The organism is Saccharopolyspora sp. ID03-671 (genome assembly GCF_045278815.1).
Lineage (GTDB): Bacteria > Actinomycetota > Actinomycetes > Mycobacteriales > Pseudonocardiaceae > Saccharopolyspora > Saccharopolyspora ipomoeae.
Genome location: NZ_CP134054.1, coordinates 1445940 through 1463592 on the forward strand (window position 1 = coordinate 1445940; position 17653 = coordinate 1463592).

At 69.8% G+C, this 17653-nt stretch carries 16 protein-coding genes; 6 read left to right on the forward strand and 10 right to left on the reverse strand.

Annotated features, from left to right (window positions below; translation table 11 throughout):
- Position 1: 1 nt before the first annotated feature.
- The 10 genes from REH65_RS06780 to REH65_RS06825 all read right to left on the reverse strand — a co-directional run bounded on the left by REH65_RS06780 (position 2) and on the right by REH65_RS06825 (position 10950).
- Positions 2-1063: an Ig-like domain-containing protein gene (locus REH65_RS06780; protein WP_281455997.1), complete on the reverse strand. Its 1062-nt coding sequence runs from the start codon at positions 1061-1063 to the stop codon at positions 2-4.
- Between the two features lie 381 nt (positions 1064-1444).
- Complete coding sequence (locus REH65_RS06785) at positions 1445-2581, reverse strand: MCE family protein (protein WP_406691744.1); 1137 nt, start codon at positions 2579-2581, stop codon at positions 1445-1447.
- Complete coding sequence (locus REH65_RS06790) at positions 2582-3751, reverse strand: MCE family protein (protein WP_281455999.1); 1170 nt, start codon at positions 3749-3751, stop codon at positions 2582-2584.
- Positions 3748-4953 carry an MCE family protein gene (locus REH65_RS06795; protein WP_281456000.1) on the reverse strand — a complete coding sequence of 402 codons (1206 nt, stop codon included), beginning with the start codon at positions 4951-4953 and terminating at the stop codon, positions 3748-3750. Before REH65_RS06795 ends, REH65_RS06790 begins: the two co-directional genes overlap by 4 nt.
- Positions 4950-5963, reverse strand: coding sequence for an MCE family protein (locus REH65_RS06800; RefSeq protein ID WP_281456001.1), 1014 nt, complete (start codon positions 5961-5963; stop codon positions 4950-4952). Before REH65_RS06800 ends, REH65_RS06795 begins: the two co-directional genes overlap by 4 nt.
- Positions 5960-6991: an MCE family protein gene (locus tag REH65_RS06805; protein ID WP_406691745.1), complete on the reverse strand. Its 1032-nt coding sequence runs from the start codon at positions 6989-6991 to the stop codon at positions 5960-5962. The genes REH65_RS06800 and REH65_RS06805 overlap by 4 nt, the downstream gene beginning before the upstream one ends.
- Positions 6988-8337, reverse strand: coding sequence for an MCE family protein (locus tag REH65_RS06810; RefSeq protein WP_281456003.1), 1350 nt, complete (start codon positions 8335-8337; stop codon positions 6988-6990). The genes REH65_RS06805 and REH65_RS06810 overlap by 4 nt, the downstream gene beginning before the upstream one ends.
- Positions 8334-9164 (reverse strand): ABC transporter permease, encoded by an 831-nt coding sequence (locus REH65_RS06815; protein ID WP_281456171.1) that lies wholly within the window; start codon positions 9162-9164, stop codon positions 8334-8336. The genes REH65_RS06810 and REH65_RS06815 overlap by 4 nt, the downstream gene beginning before the upstream one ends.
- A 43-nt stretch (positions 9165-9207) precedes the next feature.
- The gene (locus REH65_RS06820) at positions 9208-9990 is read right to left on the reverse strand and encodes an ABC transporter permease (protein ID WP_281456004.1); all 783 of its coding nucleotides are present in this window, start codon (positions 9988-9990) and stop codon (positions 9208-9210) included.
- 75 nt (positions 9991-10065) lie between these two features.
- Positions 10066-10950, reverse strand: coding sequence for a 3-oxoacyl-ACP reductase (locus tag REH65_RS06825; protein ID WP_406691746.1), 885 nt, complete (start codon positions 10948-10950; stop codon positions 10066-10068).
- Positions 10951-11357: 407 nt separating this feature from the next.
- Between REH65_RS06825 and REH65_RS06830 the strand changes: the two genes are divergently transcribed.
- The 6 genes from REH65_RS06830 to kstR all read left to right on the forward strand — a co-directional run bounded on the left by REH65_RS06830 (position 11358) and on the right by kstR (position 17637).
- Positions 11358-12533, forward strand: a complete 1176-nt coding sequence (locus REH65_RS06830) for an acyl-CoA dehydrogenase family protein (RefSeq protein WP_281456006.1) — start codon at positions 11358-11360, stop codon at positions 12531-12533.
- A 102-nt stretch (positions 12534-12635) separates the two neighbouring features.
- The gene (locus REH65_RS06835; RefSeq protein WP_406691747.1) at positions 12636-13724 is read left to right on the forward strand and encodes an acyl-CoA dehydrogenase family protein; all 1089 of its coding nucleotides are present in this window, start codon (positions 12636-12638) and stop codon (positions 13722-13724) included.
- Positions 13721-15310 (forward strand): long-chain-fatty-acid--CoA ligase, encoded by a 1590-nt coding sequence (locus REH65_RS06840; RefSeq protein WP_406691748.1) that lies wholly within the window; start codon positions 13721-13723, stop codon positions 15308-15310. The genes REH65_RS06835 and REH65_RS06840 overlap by 4 nt, the downstream gene beginning before the upstream one ends.
- 105 nt (positions 15311-15415) lie before the next feature.
- Positions 15416-16573, forward strand: a complete 1158-nt coding sequence (locus tag REH65_RS06845; RefSeq protein ID WP_281456009.1) for a Rieske 2Fe-2S domain-containing protein — start codon at positions 15416-15418, stop codon at positions 16571-16573.
- Positions 16570-16869, forward strand: a complete 300-nt coding sequence (locus REH65_RS06850; RefSeq protein WP_281456010.1) for a hypothetical protein — start codon at positions 16570-16572, stop codon at positions 16867-16869. Before REH65_RS06845 ends, REH65_RS06850 begins: the two co-directional genes overlap by 4 nt.
- Positions 16870-17061: 192 nt before the next feature.
- Complete coding sequence (gene kstR, locus REH65_RS06855) at positions 17062-17637, forward strand: cholesterol catabolism transcriptional regulator KstR (RefSeq protein ID WP_406693106.1); 576 nt, start codon at positions 17062-17064, stop codon at positions 17635-17637.
- Positions 17638-17653 lie beyond the last annotated feature (16 nt).

Below are 17653 nucleotides of genomic sequence, written 5' to 3' on the forward strand. Positions count from 1 at the left end.
GTCAGGGAGCGTGGTAGAGCGCGCTGCCCTTGACGTACTCCTCCCACGGGACGGTCCAGTCCCAGATGTCGCCGTCGGCCTTGGTCAGCGGTTTCTCGGTCCCGATGATCTCGACCGGGTCTCCGATCTGGGTGAACTCCAGGAACCACCTGCCGTCGGTGCTGGAGAGGTTGACGCAGCCGTGGGTGACGTTGCTGTTTCCCTGCGCACCGGTGCTGGCGGTGTTGGTGTGCACGTACTCGCCGTTGTTGGAGATCCGCACGGCGTTGGGCAGCACCTCGTCGTAGGCGCCCGCGCTGCCCCGCGCCGGGCCGCCCCAGCTCCAGGAGTTCATCCGCACCGAGTCGTGGCGTTCGGTGGCGACGTGGATGCCGTACTGCGTCGGGTAAGCGGACTGCCCGTAGGAGGCGTCCATCTTCCGGATCTCCTGGCCGTCCTGGTAGACGGTGAAGGTGTGGTTGTCGATGTCGCCGACGGAGCGCTGATCGCGACCGATGGTGAAGTTCGACTCGAAGTTCTTGTCGCCCATGACGCCGCCGCCGGTGTCGATGCCGTAGAGGTTGGCCTTGACCTTCACCTGGGTACCGGCCTTCCAGTACTCCTTGGGCCGCCAGTTGACCTGGTCGTCGGAGTACCAGTTGAACGAACCCTCGGTGGGCACGGAGGTCTCGATCTGCAGTCGGCGTTCGACGGCGGCCTTGTCCTGGACCGGCTTGTCGAAGTAGATGGAGACGGGCATCGCGATGCCGACGGTGTCGCCGTCGCTGGGACGGGTCCGGTCGACGTTGACGATGTCGGTCGGGGTGGCCGTGGTGAACGTCGAGTTGAGCGGGATCGACGGGCGGCCCTCCTCGTCGTGGGCGACGGCCTGCACGTGGTAGGTCGTGCCGAAGGCCAGCGGCGCGTTGATCTGCCACTTGTGCCCGCTGCGGTCGATCTCGCCGGGCACCGGGGCACCGTTGGCGGTCACGTTGACCGAGGTCAGAACGCCGCGGTGCGCGGTGAGCACCAGCGGGTCACTGGGCGCCAGCTGCGCCGTCTTGTCCGGGATCGAAGTCGTCACCGACGCCTCTGATGGACCCGGTCCGCACGCCGTCAACGCGCACGCGACCAAGCTCGCGATCGCTAGCGCAACTACCCCCCGCATACCGGCCTCCCCGCAAACCCTGCACCGTCTCGTTGGTAGTCAGTAACTGTCCGGGCGCCGAGCGGGGTTCTCAACACGATCAAGCGGTGCGATGTGGGGATGTGTCGAGCCGCTGTTGACCAGCGCGGGCCTGCGGGACGGCGAGGAACGCCCCTTCGTGTGGATTGGCCCAGCACTCACCCCGGTAGCAACTACCCGCAGTCGACTGCAAGCACGACACACCTTGATCGGGTCATACGATCGGTGGACATCAAAGTCTGGTCGCCAGAACCGGTGGCACAAAAACCTGAACATCCATCACGGTGCGGGTGGGGCGACTGGGGCGGGAACCGGGTAGCGGATCGCGTTCTGCGAACCGCGGACGCCGGTCGGGCTGCCCTCGGGTTCGTCGCAGCGGAGGTCGTTGTTGGTCGGTCCCTCGGAGGTGTCCGAACCGTGCTTGCGGGGCGTGCCCTCGTAACCGCTCGTGCAGGCCGGCGGGTTGAACAGGTTGAGCACCAGCCCGAGCCGACCCGTCCCGTCCGGCGACAGGGTGTGGGTGAACGCCGAGATCATCGGCAGCGCCACCAGCGTCTGCTCCAGCGCGGGTTGGCGCACGCTGGTCAGCTGCATCGTGGTGAGCAGGTTGGCGGCGACGATGCCGAAGTCGGTGCCCATCGACTTCGTCAGCTCCTGCACCTCGGTGGCCGCCCCCGGCGCCTCCTGGATGGTCTTGCGCAGGTCGGGGTCGGACTGCTTGAGCTGCCCGGAGATCTCGCGCAGCCCGGAGCTGAACTCGGTGAGGTTCTGCGCCTGCTCCTGCTGGGTGCGCAGCACCACGTCGCTGTTGTTCAGCAAACCGGTGGTCTGCGGCAGGTTCTGCTGCGCGGCGGCGGTGAACGAGCTCGTGGTGTCGAGCAGCTTCTGCAGGTGCGGTCCGGTGCCGTCGAATGCGGTGCCGACCTCGGTGACGACGGTGCGAAGCTGCTCGGTGGGCACTCCCGCGACCAGCCGGTCGACGTTGACCAGCAGCGATTCGGGCGCGGGCGGGATCGCGGTGCGCTCGACCGGGATGACCGAGCCCGCCTCCAGGAAGGGCTCGCCGCGGCGCTGCGGCTGCAGGTCGATGTACTGCTCGCCGACCGCCGAGCGGTTGGCCACCACGGCGCGCGTGTCCGCCGGGATCTCCGGCGCGTCGTCGTTGATGTGCAGCTCGGCGGCGATGCCGTCGTGGGTCAGCCGCAGCGCGGTGACCCGGCCGACCGCCACGCCGCGGTAGCTGACCTCGGAATTGGCGAACAGACCGCCGGACTCGGGCAGCTGCACGGTCACCGGGTAGCCGTTGGAACCGAAGAACCGGTCCAGCCCGGCGTAGCGCCCGCCGACGAAACCGACTCCGACCACGGCGATGACCAGGAACAACGCCAGTTGCACCTTCACCTTGCGGGCGACCATCTACGAGCCTCCTCCGGACAGTCCCGGCAGCAGCCCGCCGTCCGGCTGGGTCCCGGGGATCGGCAGCGGCGGCAGCGGTGGCGTGCCGGGCGGCTGCGGGATGTTGGCACCGGACTGGCCGGAGTCCGACAGGCCCGGGATCGGGATCGGCGGGCCCGAGGAGCGGGCGAAGTTCTCGTAGAGCCCGGACAGGTCCAGGTCGATCATCACGTTGGTGTTCACGAAGTCGCCCTTGAGCGGGACCATCGCGTACTCCGGGAACGGGTAGGTCGACAGGAACGCCATCGCCTTGGGCAGGTCGGTGCCGGTCTTGGCCAGCTGCTGCAGCGTCGGCGCCAGCGCCTCCAGGTCGGCGACCAGGTCCTCGCGGCTGGCCTCGACAGTGTGGGTGGCGGTGCCGGAGAGCTTGTCCAGCGACTGCAGCATCCCGACGAGCTGGCCGCGCTGGGCCTCGATCTCGCGCAGCCCGGGCGAGAGCCCGTCGAGGGCGGTGTTGATGTTGCCGGTCTGCTCGCGCAGGTTCGCCGACAACCGGTTGAGGCCGTCGAGGGCCTTGGTGATCTCGCCCCGCTGCCGGTCCAGCCGGGTGACGACGTCGTCGACGTTGCCCAGCAGCGAGCGGATCTCCTCCTCGTTGCCGGTGAACGCCTTGTTGAGCTCCTGGACGATGGTCTGCAGCTGCTCGATGCCACCGCCGTTGAGCAGCAGCGACACCGCGCCGAGGACCTCCTCGATCTGCGGGTTGCGGTTGGTCCGCTCGATCGGGATCACCGCCCCCTCGGCCAGCCTGCCGGTGGCGTTCTCCGGAGGTGGGGTGAGCTCGACGAACTTCTCCCCCAGCAGGCTCGACTGCCGCAGCCGCGCGTAGGCGTTGGCGGGCAGCCGCACGTCGCCGTTGACCCGCAGCACCACCAGCGCGGTGCTGTTGTCGGGGCTGAGCTCGATGCGGTCGATGCGCCCGACGGCGACGTCGTTGACCTTGACGCTGGCCTGCGGCACCAGGTCGAGGACGTCGCGGAAGTGCGCGGTCACCGAGTACGGGTGCTCGCCGAGCTCGGCGCCGCCGGGCAGCGGCGTGTTGTAGAGGCCGGTGAAACCCGCTGTGCCGCAACCGGACACGAGCAGCACCGACAGCGATCCGGCCAGCAGCGCGCACCGTTTGGCGGTCATGGCGTCCCCGCCCCTCGTCTCATCGCGTCCACCAGCGGCAGCGGCACCGGGTTCGGCCCCTTGCCGATCTGATCGGTGACGTCGCCGGCCCCGGTCTGGACCTTGCCGAGCAGGTCGGCGACCGACGGCAGCGGCGCGACGCCCTCCACGACCGGGTTGAGCTGCTCGCAGGTGTCGCGCAGCGACTGCGGGACGGGTTCGGGCAGCGGCGCGACGTTGGCGATCAGCCTGCACACCATGAGGATCGGGGGCTGGGCGAGCTCCTGCGGGTTCCACCGCGAGGCCACCGTTCCCGACGCCGAGTCGTAGGCGTTGATGAAGTTCGTGGTCGCCAGCGGCATCAGGTCCAGCACCTCCCCCAGCGCCTGGCGCTGGTCGACCAGCGCCTGGGTGACACCGGTGAGGTTGCGGACGTTGGAGGACATGTGGTCGCGGTTGTCGTGGACGAACCGCTGCACGTCATCGAGGGCGAGGGCCAGCGAGTGCAGCGAGGTGCCCAGCTGCTCGCGCTCGGAGGCGAGATAACCGGTGGTGTCGGCCATCCGGCCGTAGAGCTCGCGGATCTGCTGGTCGCTCCGGGCGAGCGTGCCGGTGAACTGGTTGAGGTTGTCCACGGTGGCGAACAGGTCGTCCTGGTTCTCCGACAGGGTCGCCGAGAGCTCCCCGAGGCGCTTGATCGTGGTGTTGAGGTCCTGACCGTTGCCGTCGAGGGTGGCCGCGGTCGTGTTGAGGACGTCGTTGAGCGCGCCGTCGCGGTTCGCGCCGTCCGGGCCGAGCGCGGTCGACAGCGCGTTGACGCTCTTGTACAGCTCGTCGAGCTCGGCCGGGGTCGCGGTGCGCTTGCGGTCCAGGACGGCACCGGAGGCCATCACCTCGCCGCGCGTGTAGGCGGGCGTGAGCTGCACGTACCGGTCGCTGACCAGGCTGGGCGCGACGACGACGGCGTTGGCGTCGGCGGGGATGCGCACCCCGTCGTCGACGTGCATGTCGACGCGCACCACGGGTCCTTCTGGTGTGACGGTGTCGATCTGGCCGACCTTCACGCCCAGCACCCGCACGCTGGACCCGGCGTAGAGCCCGACGGCCTTGTCGAAGTAGGCGGTGATGGTGGTGCCGCTCGCGGACAGCGTCCACCACAGCGCACCGGCGGTGACCAGGGCCAGCGCGCACAGCGCGGCGATCACGCGGGCGATCCTGCTCATCGGCCACCTCCCTCGGGAACCGGGATCTCGCACTCGGGGGTGTTGGTCTGGATCGGCCCGGCGTGGATCGGCGGGGGCAGCAGACCGCAGAAGTAGCCCTCGAACCAGCGCCCGTTGCCGATGGTGTTGTTGAACCCGCGCACGTAGGGCGCCAGCGCGCCGACGGCGTGGTCGAGGTTGTCCTGGTTGCGCTTGAGCATCGCGGTGAGCTGGTCGAGCTGGTCGAGGGCCGGTTTCATCTGCTCCTGGTTGTCGGCGACCAGGCCGCGCAGCTCGCGGGAGAGCTTCTCGGTGCCCTCCAGCAGTCCGCTGATGGCCTGCTTGCGGGCCTGCACCTCGGACAGCAGCTGGTTGCCGTCGGTGACGAGCTTGCTGACCTGCTGGTCGCGGTCGGCGACGATGCCGGAGACGTCGCCGGCGTTGTGCAGCAGGTCGGCGAGCTGCTGGTCGCGGGAGGCGATGGTCTGCGACAGCTGCGAGAGTCCCGTGACGGCCTGGTCCATGTGCTGCGGCGCGCCGCGCATCGTGTCGGACATGACCCGGAAGCTCTCGGCGAGCTTGGCGCTGTCGAGCTGCCCGGTGGTGCGGGTCAGCTGGTCGATGGCGTCGGGGATGTCGAACGGAGAGGTGGTGCTGCGCAACGGGATCGGCTCGGACAGCTCCTCGTCGCCCGCCGGTTGCAGGCCGAGGAACTTCTCGCCGAGCAGCGTCTTGATCTGGATGTCGGCGCGGGTGCGGTCGCCGATCTCGCGTCCGTCCACCGTGAACTCCACCAGCACCCGGTTGCCGTCCAGGACGACGTCGTCGACCTCGCCGACCTTGACCCCGGCGATCTGCACCTCGTTCCCCGGTTCCAGGCCCGCGGATTCGGCGAAGTGGGCCGAGTAGGTGTTGCCGGAGCCGATCAGCGGCAGGTCCTTGGCCGAGAACGCCGTGAGCGTTCCCAGCACCAGCAGCGCGATCGTGACCAGGCCGACGGCGACCTGGTTGCGCGCCCGCAGCGGTTTCATCGGCACCTCTCCGGCAACTGGGTCGTCGGGACGGGCAGGATCGGGACGTTGATCTTGAGCTGGTCGATGCGGATGTTGCCGGTGACCTGGCACGAGTAGTAGTTGAACCAGCCGCCGTAGCTGACGGTGCGGGTCAGCCGCTGCAACCGGTTCGGCATCGTCTGCAGCGTGTGGTCCAGCAGCGGCAGGTCCTGGTTCAGCAGCCCGGTCACGTCGCGCAGCGCGGCGATGTCCTGCTGCAGCGGCGGTCTGGCCTGCTCGACGAGTCCCGCGGTGGTGTTGCTGAGCTCGTCGAGCGCGCCGATCGCCTCGCCCACGGGTTTGCGCTGCTCGGCGAGCCCGCTGGTGAGCCGTTGCAGGGCGTCGATGAGCTCGGCCAGCTGCGGGCCGCGCTGGTTGACGTTGCCCAGCACGGCGTTGAGGTTGTCGATGACCTGGCCGATGACCTCGTCCTTCTGCGCGAGCGTGCCGGTGAGCGACGCGGTGTGGGCGAGCAGGCTGTCGACGGTGCCGCTCTCGCCCTGCAGCACCTGCACGAGCTCCCCGGAGAGCTGGTTGACGTCCTCGGGGTTGAGCGCCTGGAACAGCGGCTGGAAGCCGTTGAACAGCGCGGTCAGGTTCAGCGCCGGGTGGGTGCGCTCCAGCGGGATCTCGCCGCCCGCAGGCAGCACGTCCTTCGGGTCGCGCAGCGCCGCGTCCAGCGACAGGTAGCGCTGACCGGCGATGTTGCGGAACTTCACGGTGGCCTGCGCGTCGCGGGGCAGCGAGCGGGAGGACTCGACGTCGAAGCGCACCAGCGCGTGCTGCTCGTCGTCCACCTCCAGCTCGGTGACCCGGCCGACCTTGACCCCGGCGATGCGCACGTCGTCGCCCTCGCCGAGCCCGGAGGCGTCGGCGAAGCGCGCGGTGTACTCCCGGGCGTCGCCGGAGGAGTTCGCGGCGATGGTGGACACCAGGATCCCGGTCAGGGTCAGGGTGACCGCCACGAACGCGATCAGCTTGATCAGCGGTGCGGTGATCGACCTCATCGCACGGTCACCTCCGCGTTCCGGAACAGCGGTCCGACGAGCACGCTCGTCCAGTCGGGCACGGCTCCCGGCTGGACCTCCAGCTCCGGCGCCAGCAGTGCCGCCAGGAGATCGCGCTCGGGCCGGGAGTTGGCGACCGACGAGCTCGCCGACTGCGGCGAGGTGCTCGCCGGGGCGCTGCCGGTGGTCTTCTTCCAGGGGAACAGCGCGTCGCGGTCCAGCGGCGGTTCGGGCTTGGTGGAGCCGTCGTCGAGCGGGCCGCCCGGCGGGTACTGCGGGAAGGTGTCGGGCGCCTCGACGAACGGGTAGCACCGCGGGCCGCGCTGCTCCAGGTTCTTCGGGGTGTCCACGCCCGGCAGGTACTTGCCGCGGCTGGCGGTGATCTCCAGCGTCATCCGCGCCATGTTCGGGGTGTCGGTGCCCTTGCCGAAGGTGAGATCGGCGTTCTTCGTGCCCGCCTGGAACTGCTGCAGCATGCAGGGGTACTGCGGCGAGTACTCGGCCAGCAGCTCCAAGGTGGACCGCGAGGTGCTCGCGAGCCGGATGAAGTTGTCGCCGTTGGCCGACAGGAACCGGTCCATCTCACCGCTGGCGCTGGTCACCGTGCTGGTCATCTGCTGCAGCTGGGTGCGCTGCTCGACGACGGTGCGGCTGGTGGTGGTCAGGTCGTTGACCGCCTGCATCAGGTCCGGTGCGGCGTCGGCGTAGTTCTCGGCGACGTCGTCGACGCGGCTGATCACCGACTCCATCTTGGGCAGCGACGGGTCGAAGTCCTCCAGGTAGCGGTCCAGCTGCACCAGCGTCTCGCCGAGCTGGTCGCCGCGGCCCTGCAGCGCCTGCGAGACGGCGTTGAGGGTGGTGGAGACCTGCTGCGGCTGCACCGCCTGCAGCACCGGCATCAGGTCGGAGAGGACCTTCTCGACCTCCATCGCCGAGGCGCTGCGGTCCTGCGGGATGACGTCGCCCGCGCTCAGGGTGTCCGATGTGGACCCCTTCGGGATGTCGAGGGCGACGTAGCGCTCACCGAAGAGCGTCTTGGGCAGCAGCCGGGCCGAGGCGTCGGCCGGGATCATCCCGGCCTTGTCGGGCTGCAGCGCCAGCCTCAGGTCGGCGTGCCCGTTGCCCGCGTCGATCGAGCGGACCTCGCCGACCACCACCCCGCGCACCTTGACGTCGGCGCCCGGCATCATCTGGTTGCCCGCCGTGTCGGCGCGCACCGTCACCGCGACGAAGCGGGTGAAGGCCTTGTTGTACATCCCGATCGTTCCCGCCAGGAACAGGCCGGCGACGACCAGGAACGCGATCCCCATCGCCTGGTGGCGGCGTCTGCTGCGCGATTCGATCATCCTGCGATCCGCACTGTCGTGGTCGATCCCCAGATCGCCAGGCTGCAGAAGAAGTCGAGCACGGTGACCAGCACGATCGAGGTCCGCACCGCGCGCCCGACGGCCACGCCCACCCCGGCCGGTCCGCCGCTGGCGGTGTAGCCGTAGTAGCAGTGGGTGAGGATCACCGCGACGCTGAACACCATCACCTTCCCGAAGGACCACAGCACGTCCTCCGGCGGCAGGAACAGGTGGAAGTAGTGGTCGTAGGTGCCTGCCGACTGCCCGTAGACCCACACCGTGATCTGCCGCGAGGCCAGGTAGGACCCGAGCAGGCCGACGACGTAGAGCGGGATGACGGCCGCGACCCCGGCCAGCACCCGGCTGGTCACCAGGTACGGCACGCTGCGCACCCCCATCACCTCCAGCGCGTCGATCTCGTCGGAGATGCGCATGGCGCCCAGCTGCGCGGTGAACCCGCAGCCGACGGTGGCCGACAGCGCCAGGCCCGCGGACAGCGGCGCGACCTCGCGGGTGTCGAAGTAGGCGGCGATGAAGCCGGTCAGCGCGGCGGTGCCGAGCTGGTTCAGCGAGGAGTAGCCCTGCAGGCCGACGACGGCGCCGGTGGCCATCGTCATGCCGACCATCACGCCGAGCGTGCCGCCGATGATGGCCAGCGCGCCGCTGCCGAAGACGACCTCGGTGAGCAGCCGCAGGGTTTCCTTGCGGTACTTGGTGAGCGTGACCGGCACCAGGGCCAGGGCCCGCACGTAGAACGACAGCTGCCAGCCGAGGTTGGCCAGCACGTCGCCGGGCCGGGACGCGGCCTTGGCGATGCGGCGCTGCATCGGGGTCGGCGTCGGTGGGGGCGCCGTGTCCAGGACTGCCATCTCACAACCCCTTCGGCGGCACGAGTTGCAGGTAGATGCCGGTGACCAGGAGGTTGATCATGAACAGCAGCAGGAACGTGATCACCACCGCCTGGTTGACCGCGTCGCCCACGCCCTTCGGGCCTCCGGAGGGGTTCAGGCCGCGGTAGGCGGCGACCACTCCGGCGACGAAGCCGTAGATGGCCGCCTTGATCTCGCTGACCCAGATGTCGGGCAGCGAGGCCAGCGCGTTGAAGCTGGCCAGGTAGGCGCCGGGCGTACCGCCCTGCAGCACCACGTTGAAGAAGTAGCCGCCGAGCACGCCCACGACGCTGACCAGGCCGTTGAGCAGCAGCGAGATCAGCACCGCGCCGAGCACCCGGGGCACGATCAGCCGGTGGATCGGCGAGATGCCCAGCACCTCCATCGCGTCGATCTCCTCGCGGATGGTGCGCGCCCCGATGTCGGCGCACACGGCCGATCCCCCGGCTCCGGCGACCAGCAGCGCGGTGATCAGCGGGCTGGCCTGCTGCAGGATCGCCAGGGCGCTGGCCGCGCCGGTGAACGACTGGGCGCCGATCTGCTGGGTCAGCGAGCCGAGCTGCATGGCGATCACGGCGCCGAACGGGATGGCCACCATCGCGGTCGGCAGGATCGTGACGCTGGCGAAGAACCACGCCTGCTGGATCCACTCGCGCACGGCGAAGGGCCTGCGCGGCGTGTAGCGCACGACTTCCCAGGCCAGCGTGGCGATCTTGCCCACGTGACCGAGGGCCGTCGAGACCCCGGCGACCGGCGCGCTCATGCCCGCCGCTCCTCGATACCCATGCTTCCTCCCGGCCTCGTTGACGTGAGAAGTGGTGCGTGCCCGCGCTTCCGGCTACGGGATGTCGAGAACTCCGTTGGCGGCGAAGGACTTCTCCGGGTCGCGGTCGGCGAAGTAGGCGCCGAGACCGGATTCCAGCTCCGCCTGCGTCCAGAGCTCGCCGGAGGCGGCGAACTTCCGCTCGATGGTGGGCGGGGCGAGCAGCGCGACGGTTCCGCTGTGGACCACGAACACCTGGCCGCTGATGGCCTGGGCGGAGGGGCCGGCGAGGTAGGCCACCAGCGGGGCGACGTGCTCGACCGACATCGGGTCCACGCCGTCGCCCGGGGCGTCGCCGAAGGTCTCGGCGGTCATCGCGGTGCGGGCGCGCGGGCAGATCGCGTTGGCGCGCACGCCCATTCGCGCCATCGCGCGGGCGGTGGAGACGGTCAGCGAGGCGATGCCGCCCTTGGCCGCCGCGTAGTTGGGCTGGCCGGCCGAGCCGAGCAGGAACGCCTCCGAGGCGGTGTTGATGATGCTGCCGTAGGTGGCGCCGGAGTCCTTGTACTCCTGGCGCCAGTGCGCGGTGGCGTTGCGCGAGAGCAGGAAGTGGCCGCGCAGGTGCACCCGCAGGACGTCGTCCCACTCCTGGTCGGTCATCTTGAACAGCATCCGGTCGCGCAGCAGTCCGGCGTTGTTGACCACCACGTGCAGCCCGCCGAGCTGCTCGGTGGCGGCGGCCATCATCCGGCCGGAGACCTCGGAGTCGGAGACGTCGCCGACGACCGCGACCGCCTTGGTGCCGATCTCCTCGATCTCGGCGACCACGGCGTGCGCCGCGTCGGTCACGTCGTTGACCACCACGTTCGCCCCGGCCCGCGCCAGCGCGAGCGCCTCGGCCCGCCCCAGTCCCGCACCGGCTCCGGTGACGATCGCGACCTTTCCGTCCACACTCGACACGTGCGCCTCACCTCGGGTCGTGGTCAGCCCCGCCACGTCGCGGGGAGGTGTTAGCCACCACACAGTAGAATGTGTTCTCGCTAAGTATCAAGTGCCACGTCCGGAAGTGGCGAGTGCGCAGCGCATCCAGCAAGAACAGGTCACGGATGCGTATAAAAACGCGTTCTACTCAGGCGGACGTTTCGGCCACCTTTCGGTCACGCCGTCGCCCACTCGGTGGCTCCGGTCACTCAACGATCCGCGGGACGCGGGGGTGACTGCTCCATTCGGACGCCGTGCCGGTCGCACTTAGAACACGTTACACATTCGAAGGTGGCGCGGTGACCGCTCGGTCTCGACCTCATCGCGCCCTGAGGTCTATGATTTTAGAAACGTGTTTCACACGGCGTCCGACCCCGGGAGGATGCATGCGCATCGCCTACACCCCCGAGCACGAGAAGCTGCGGGAGGAGCTGCGCGCCTACTTCGCCGACCTGATGACACCCGAGCTGCGCGAAGAGCTGTCGCAGGGAGACTACGGCGACGGCCGCGCCTACAAGCAGCTGGTCCGGCAGATGGGGGCCGACGGCTGGCTGGCCCTGGGCTGGCCCGAGGAGTACGGCGGGCAGAACCGCAGCATGCTGGAGCAGCTGATCTTCACCGACGAGGCGGCCATCGCGGGCGCCCCGGTGCCGTTCCTGACGCTCAACAGCATCGCGCCGACCATCATGCGGTTCGGCACCGACGAGCAGAAGGCCCACTTCCTGCCCAAGATCGCGGCAGGTGAGATCCACTTCGCCATCGGCTACTCCGAACCCGAGGCCGGCACCGACCTCGCCTCGCTGCGCACCACCGCGGTCCGCGACGGCGACGACTACGTGATCAACGGCCAGAAGATGTGGACCAGCCTGATCCAGTACGCCGACTACGTCTGGCTGGCCTGCCGCACCGATCAGGAGGCGCGCAAGCACCGCGGGCTCAGCGTGCTCGTCGTGCCGACCTCCTCCCCCGGCTTCTCCTGGACCCCGGTGCACACCGTGTCCGGGCCGACCACCAGCGCCACCTACTACTCCGACGTGCGGGTGCCGACGTCGTCTCTGGTGGGCACCGAGAACGAGGGCTGGCCGCTGGTGACCAACCAGCTCAACCACGAGCGCGTCGCGCTCACCTCCGCCGCCCCGCTTCAGCTGGCCCTGTCGGAGGTGCGGGAGTGGGCCGCGCAGACGCGGCTGTCCGACGGCCGGCGGGTGATCGACCAGGAGTGGGTGCAGCAGCACCTCGCGCGGGTGCACACCGGCGCGGAGTTCCTCAAGCTGATGAACTGGAAGATCGCCACCACCGCCGAGAAGCACCCGGCCCCGGCCGCGGCCTCGGCGACGAAGGTCTTCGGCACCGAGTTCGCCACCGAGGCCTACCGGCTGCTCATGGAGGTGCTCGGCACCTCGGGCTACGTCCGGTCCGGTTCGAAGGGCGCGGCCCTGGCGGGACGGATCGAGCGGATGCACCGCTCCGCCCTGATCCTCACCTTCGGCGGCGGCACGAACGAGGTCCAACGAGACATCATCGCCGCCGTCGGACTCGGCCTGCCGCCCTCGAAGCGCTGACCGAGGGTCAGTTTTAGCCATAACCACCCATGATCGATGTCCTTTTTGTCCGGACAGTTATGGCTAGAACTGCCCCGCTCCCCCACCCCTCCAGGAGAAGACATGGACTTCACCCTCAACGAGGCCCAGGAGGACCTGGCCGGGCTCGTCGGACGGATCCTCGGTGACAAGGTCACCAACGAACGGCTGCGCGAGATCGACCGTCAGGACGACCGCTTCGACCTCGATCTGTGGGCCGAGCTGGCCAAGGCCGACGTGCTCACCGCCGCGCTGCCCGGGGGCGGTTTCGGGTTGTTGGAGCAGTGCAGCATCCTGATCGAGATCGGCCGCGCGGTGGCCCCGGTCCCCTACCTGCCCTCGATCACGATGGGCGCGACGACGCTGGCCGAGTCCGGCACCGACGAGCACCGCCGCCGCTGGGTCGAACCCGCCGCTCGCGGCGAGGTCGTCCTCACCGCGGCACTGGTCGAGGACGGCAACCCCGACCCCGCCTCGCCCGCCACCCGCGCCGAGCGCGACGGCGAGGACTGGCTGCTCACCGGCACCAAGGTCAACGTCCCCGCCGGACCGATCGCCGACCTCGTCCTGGTCCCGGCCACCACCGACGACGGCCCCCGGCTCTTCCTCGTCCGCCCCGGCCGACCGGGCGCGACGATGCAGCGCCAGGAGATCGTCGACGGCGACGCCGAGGGCTGGCTGGAACTCGCGAGCGCCCGGGTGCCCGACGCCGACGCGCTCGGCGCCGACGCCCTGCAGCGGCTGGTCGTGCGCGCCACCATCGGCGTCTGCGCGGTGCAGGTCGGCGTGCTCACCGGAGCGCTGGAGCGGACCAGCTCCTACGCCGGGGAGCGGGTGCAGTTCGGCCGCCCGATCGGCAGCTTCCAGGCCGTGGCGCAGCGGCTCGCCGACGGGTTCATCGACGTCGAGGCGGCGAAGCTGACGCTCTGGCAGGCCGCCTGGCGGGCCGCCGAGGGCCTGCCCTGCGACGAGGAGGCCGCCACCGCGAAGTTCTGGGCCGCCGAGGCCGGGCACCGCCTGGCGCACACCGCGGTCCACGTGCACGGCGGCGTGGGCATCGATCTCGACCACGAGCTGCACCGCTACTTCGTGGCGGCCAAGCGCGGCGAGTTCTCGCTGGGCGGCGCGACGGCGCAGCTGCGCCGGATCGGCGCGGGCCTGGCGGCGCGATGAGCTCCCCGCTGCAGCGGCCGGAGGTGATGCCGACGGTCACCGAGCTGCTGCTGGCCCGGGCAGACGACACGTCTCCGGGTCTGCGCACCGAGGACCGCGAGTGGACCTGGGCCGAGCACGTCCGGCACAGCGCCGAGCGCGCCGCGCTGCTGCGCGAGCTGCTGGCCGGGGACGCACCGCCGCACGTGGGCGTGCTGCTCGACAACGTCCCGGAGTTCTCGTTCCTGCTCGGCGGCGCGGCGCTGTCGGGCTCGGTGGTGGTCGGGCTCAACCCGACCCGTCGGGGCGCCGCCCTGGAGCGCGACATCCGGTTGGCCGACTGCCGGATCGTGCTCGCCGACGCCCGCTACGCACCCCTGCTGGACGGCCTGGACCTGGACGGCATCCGGGTTCTCGCGGTGGATTCCTGGCAGCAGGAGGTCACCCGCCACGCCGGTGCCGCGCTCGACCCGGTGCCCGCGACCGGCGAGGACCTGCTGGCGCTGGTGTTCACCTCGGGCACCGGCGGCGACCCGAAGGCGGTGCGCTGCACCCACGCCAAGATCGCCTTCCCGGGCCGGATGCTGGCCGAGCGCTTCGGGCTCGGCGGCGACGACGTCACCTACATCTCGATGCCGATGTTCCACTCCAACGCGCTGATGGCGGGCTGGTCGGTGGGCCTGGCCGCGGGAGCCGCGCTGGCGCTGCGGCCGAGGTTCTCCGCGTCCGGGTTCCTGCCGGACGTGCGTCGCTTCGGCGCGACCTTCGCCAACTACGTCGGCACCCCGCTGTCCTACGTGCTGGCCACGCCCGAGGAACCGGACGACGCCGACAACCCGCTGCGGGTGGTCTACGGCAACGAGGGCAACCAGCGCGACATCGCGCGCTTCGCCGAGCGGTTCGGCTGCCACGTGGTGGACGGCTTCGGCTCGTCGGAAGGCGGGATCGCGGTCACGCGCACGCCGGACACACCGCCGGGCGCGCTCGGCAAGGCCACCGACGGCGTCGCCGTCCTCGACCCGGACACCGGGAAGCCCTGTCCCGCGGCCGAGTTCGACGGATCCGGCCGGTTGCTCAACGGTGACGCGGCGATCGGCGAGCTGGTCAACACCACGGGCCCGGGCTGGTTCGCCGGCTACTACGGAGCTCCGGACGCCGACGCGCAGCGGATGCGCGACGGGATGTACTGGAGCGGCGATCTGGGCTACCTGGACGCCGACGGGTTCTGCTACTTCGCGGGCCGCTCGGGCGACTGGCTGCGGGTCGACGGCGAGAACCTGGGCACGGCACCGATCGAGCGAATCCTGCTGCGCCACCCGCACATCCGCGAGGCGGCGGTCTACGCGATCCGGGCGGAGGTGGGTGATGCGGTGATGGCCGCGATCACCACCACCGACGGGTTCGACCCGGCGGGCCTGGCCGATTTCCTGGGCTCCCAGCCGGATCTGGGACCCAAGCAGTGGCCGAGCCACGTGCGCCTGGTGACCGAGCTGCCGCGCACCTCCACGCACAAGGTGCTCAAGCGGGAGCTGGCCGCCGAGGGCGTCCGGACCTCCGATCCGGTGCTGTCCCGGGCCGACGGCACCTACCACCACCAAAATATATAACTTGTTCTAATTTTCATTCGATTGAGCAGCAGCGCAAGATGGCGCTTCTGCCCCATATTCCTATAACCTGTTTCACATACAACACGTGACTGATGGAGGGACGCGATGAGCGGGACGGAGCGTGAGCACGGGGTGCGCACGATCGATGCCGGTGCCCCGCCACAACGGTTCGCCCGGGGGTGGCACTGCCTGGGACCCGTCGCGGAGTTCCAGGACGGCAAGCCGCACGCGGTGACCGCGTTCGGCACCAAGCTGGTCGTCTTCGCCGACAGCCGGGGCGCTCTGCACGTGCTCGACGGCTACTGCAGGCACATGGGCGGCGACCTGACCCAGGGGGAGATCAAGGGCGACTCGGTCGCCTGCCCGTTCCACGACTGGCGCTGGGGCGGCAACGGCCGCTGCACCTCCATCCCCTACGCCAAGCGGGTTCCCGGCCGCGCCCGGACCCGGTCCTGGCAGACGCTGGAGGAGAACAAGCAGCTCTTCGTCTACCACGACCCGCAGGGCAACCCTCCCCCGCCGGAGGTCACCATCCCGCGGATCGACGAGGTCTTCACCGACGAGTGGTCCAACTGGACCTGGGACCGGGTGCAGATCGACAACTCCAACTGCCGCGAGATCATCGACAACGTCGTGGACATGGCGCACTTCTTCTACGTGCACTTCGCCTTCCCGACGTACTTCAAGAACATCTTCGAGGGCCACGTCGCCACCCAGTACCTGCACTCGCGCGGCCGCCCCGACGTGGGCGCCTCGCAGGGCAACTACGCGGGCGACGACACCCAGCTGCGCTCCGAGGCCAGCTACTACGGACCGTCGTACATGATCAACCGGCTGTGGACCGAGTTCAAGGGCACACCGATCGACGCGTACCTGATCAACTGCCACTACCCGGTCTCCCCGACGAGCTTCGTGCTGCAGTGGGGCGTGTCGGTCAAGAAGCTGCCCGGCCTCGACGACGAGCAGGCCGACATGGTGGCCGGCAAGTTCGCCAAGTCCTTCGGCGTCGGGTTCCTGCAGGACGTCGAGATCTGGCGGAACAAGTCGCGCATCGACAACCCGCTGCTGGTCGAGGAGGACGGGCCGGTCTACCAGCTCCGCCGCTGGTACGACCAGTTCTACGTGGACGTCGAGGACGTCACCGAGGAGCAGACCGCCCGCTTCGAGTTCGAGGTCGACACCACCCGCGCCGTGCAGGCGTGGGAAGCCGAGGTCGCCGAGAACCTGGCCCGTCGCGAAGCCGAGGAGGTCGGCAACTCATGACGGCCGCGCGCACCGACGTCCCGGCCAGCACCACCGCGGACCAGCGGCTGTACCTGGAGGGAGGCCTGCGCCCGCTGCCCTGCACCACGTGCGGGGTGCGGGTGCTGGTCAAGAAGCTCAGCCCGGAGCAGACCAGCATCCAGTGGACCACCTCCACCGAGGCGTGCCCGGAGATCTCCGCGCGCATCGCCGAGGGCGAGCACCCCGCGCTGGTCGACACCTGCCCCCGGCTGCGCGCGACCATCGAGCACGCGATCAGCGAAGGCATCCTCGACGTTCCCGAAACCGGCAACTGAATCCGAAACACCGGTGAAACGAGTTACCGATTCCATCGTGTTAGCGTGATCTCGCGGGTGGCGCGATCCGCCTTTCCGCCGACGGGCTAGGGGGCTTTTGCGTCGATGACTTCTGCTGCCAATCGGAACGGCCCCACCAATCGGAGTGGCCCCACCAATCGGAGCGGCAAGGGCGGCAACGCGCTCAACCCGATGGCCGAGGACGAGATCACCGCCACCGCGCAGCGCGACCGCCGCAAGCGGATCATCGACGCGACCATGACCTTCGCCGACAAGGGCGGTTTCGACGCGGTGCAGATGCGGGCCGTGGCCGAGCGCGCGGACGTCGCCCTGGGCACGCTCTACCGCTACTTCCCGTCCAAGATCCACCTGCTGGTGGCCGGCCTCGTCCGCGAGCTGGAGCGCATCCAGGAGCGCCTGGACCGCGCTCCGGTGCGCGGTGACACGCCCTACGAGCGGCTGCTCTTCGTGCTGGGCGGGCTCACCCGCGCGTTCCAGCGCAACCCGAACCTCTCCGAGGCGGTGACCCGCGCGCTGATGTCGGCCGACGCCTCCGCGGCGACCGAGGTCGACGCGGCGAACCGGATGATGGAGGGCATGTTCATCGCGGTGATGAGCGACGGCGAGCCCAGCGAGGAGCAGGTGGCCGTGGCCCGGGTGATCGGCGACGTGTGGCTGTCGAACCTGGTGGCGTGGGTGACCCGCAGGGCCTCGGCCACCGACGTCTCCAACCGCCTGGAACTGACCGTCCGACTCCTCCTCCGATGAATTCCCACCACGTAGA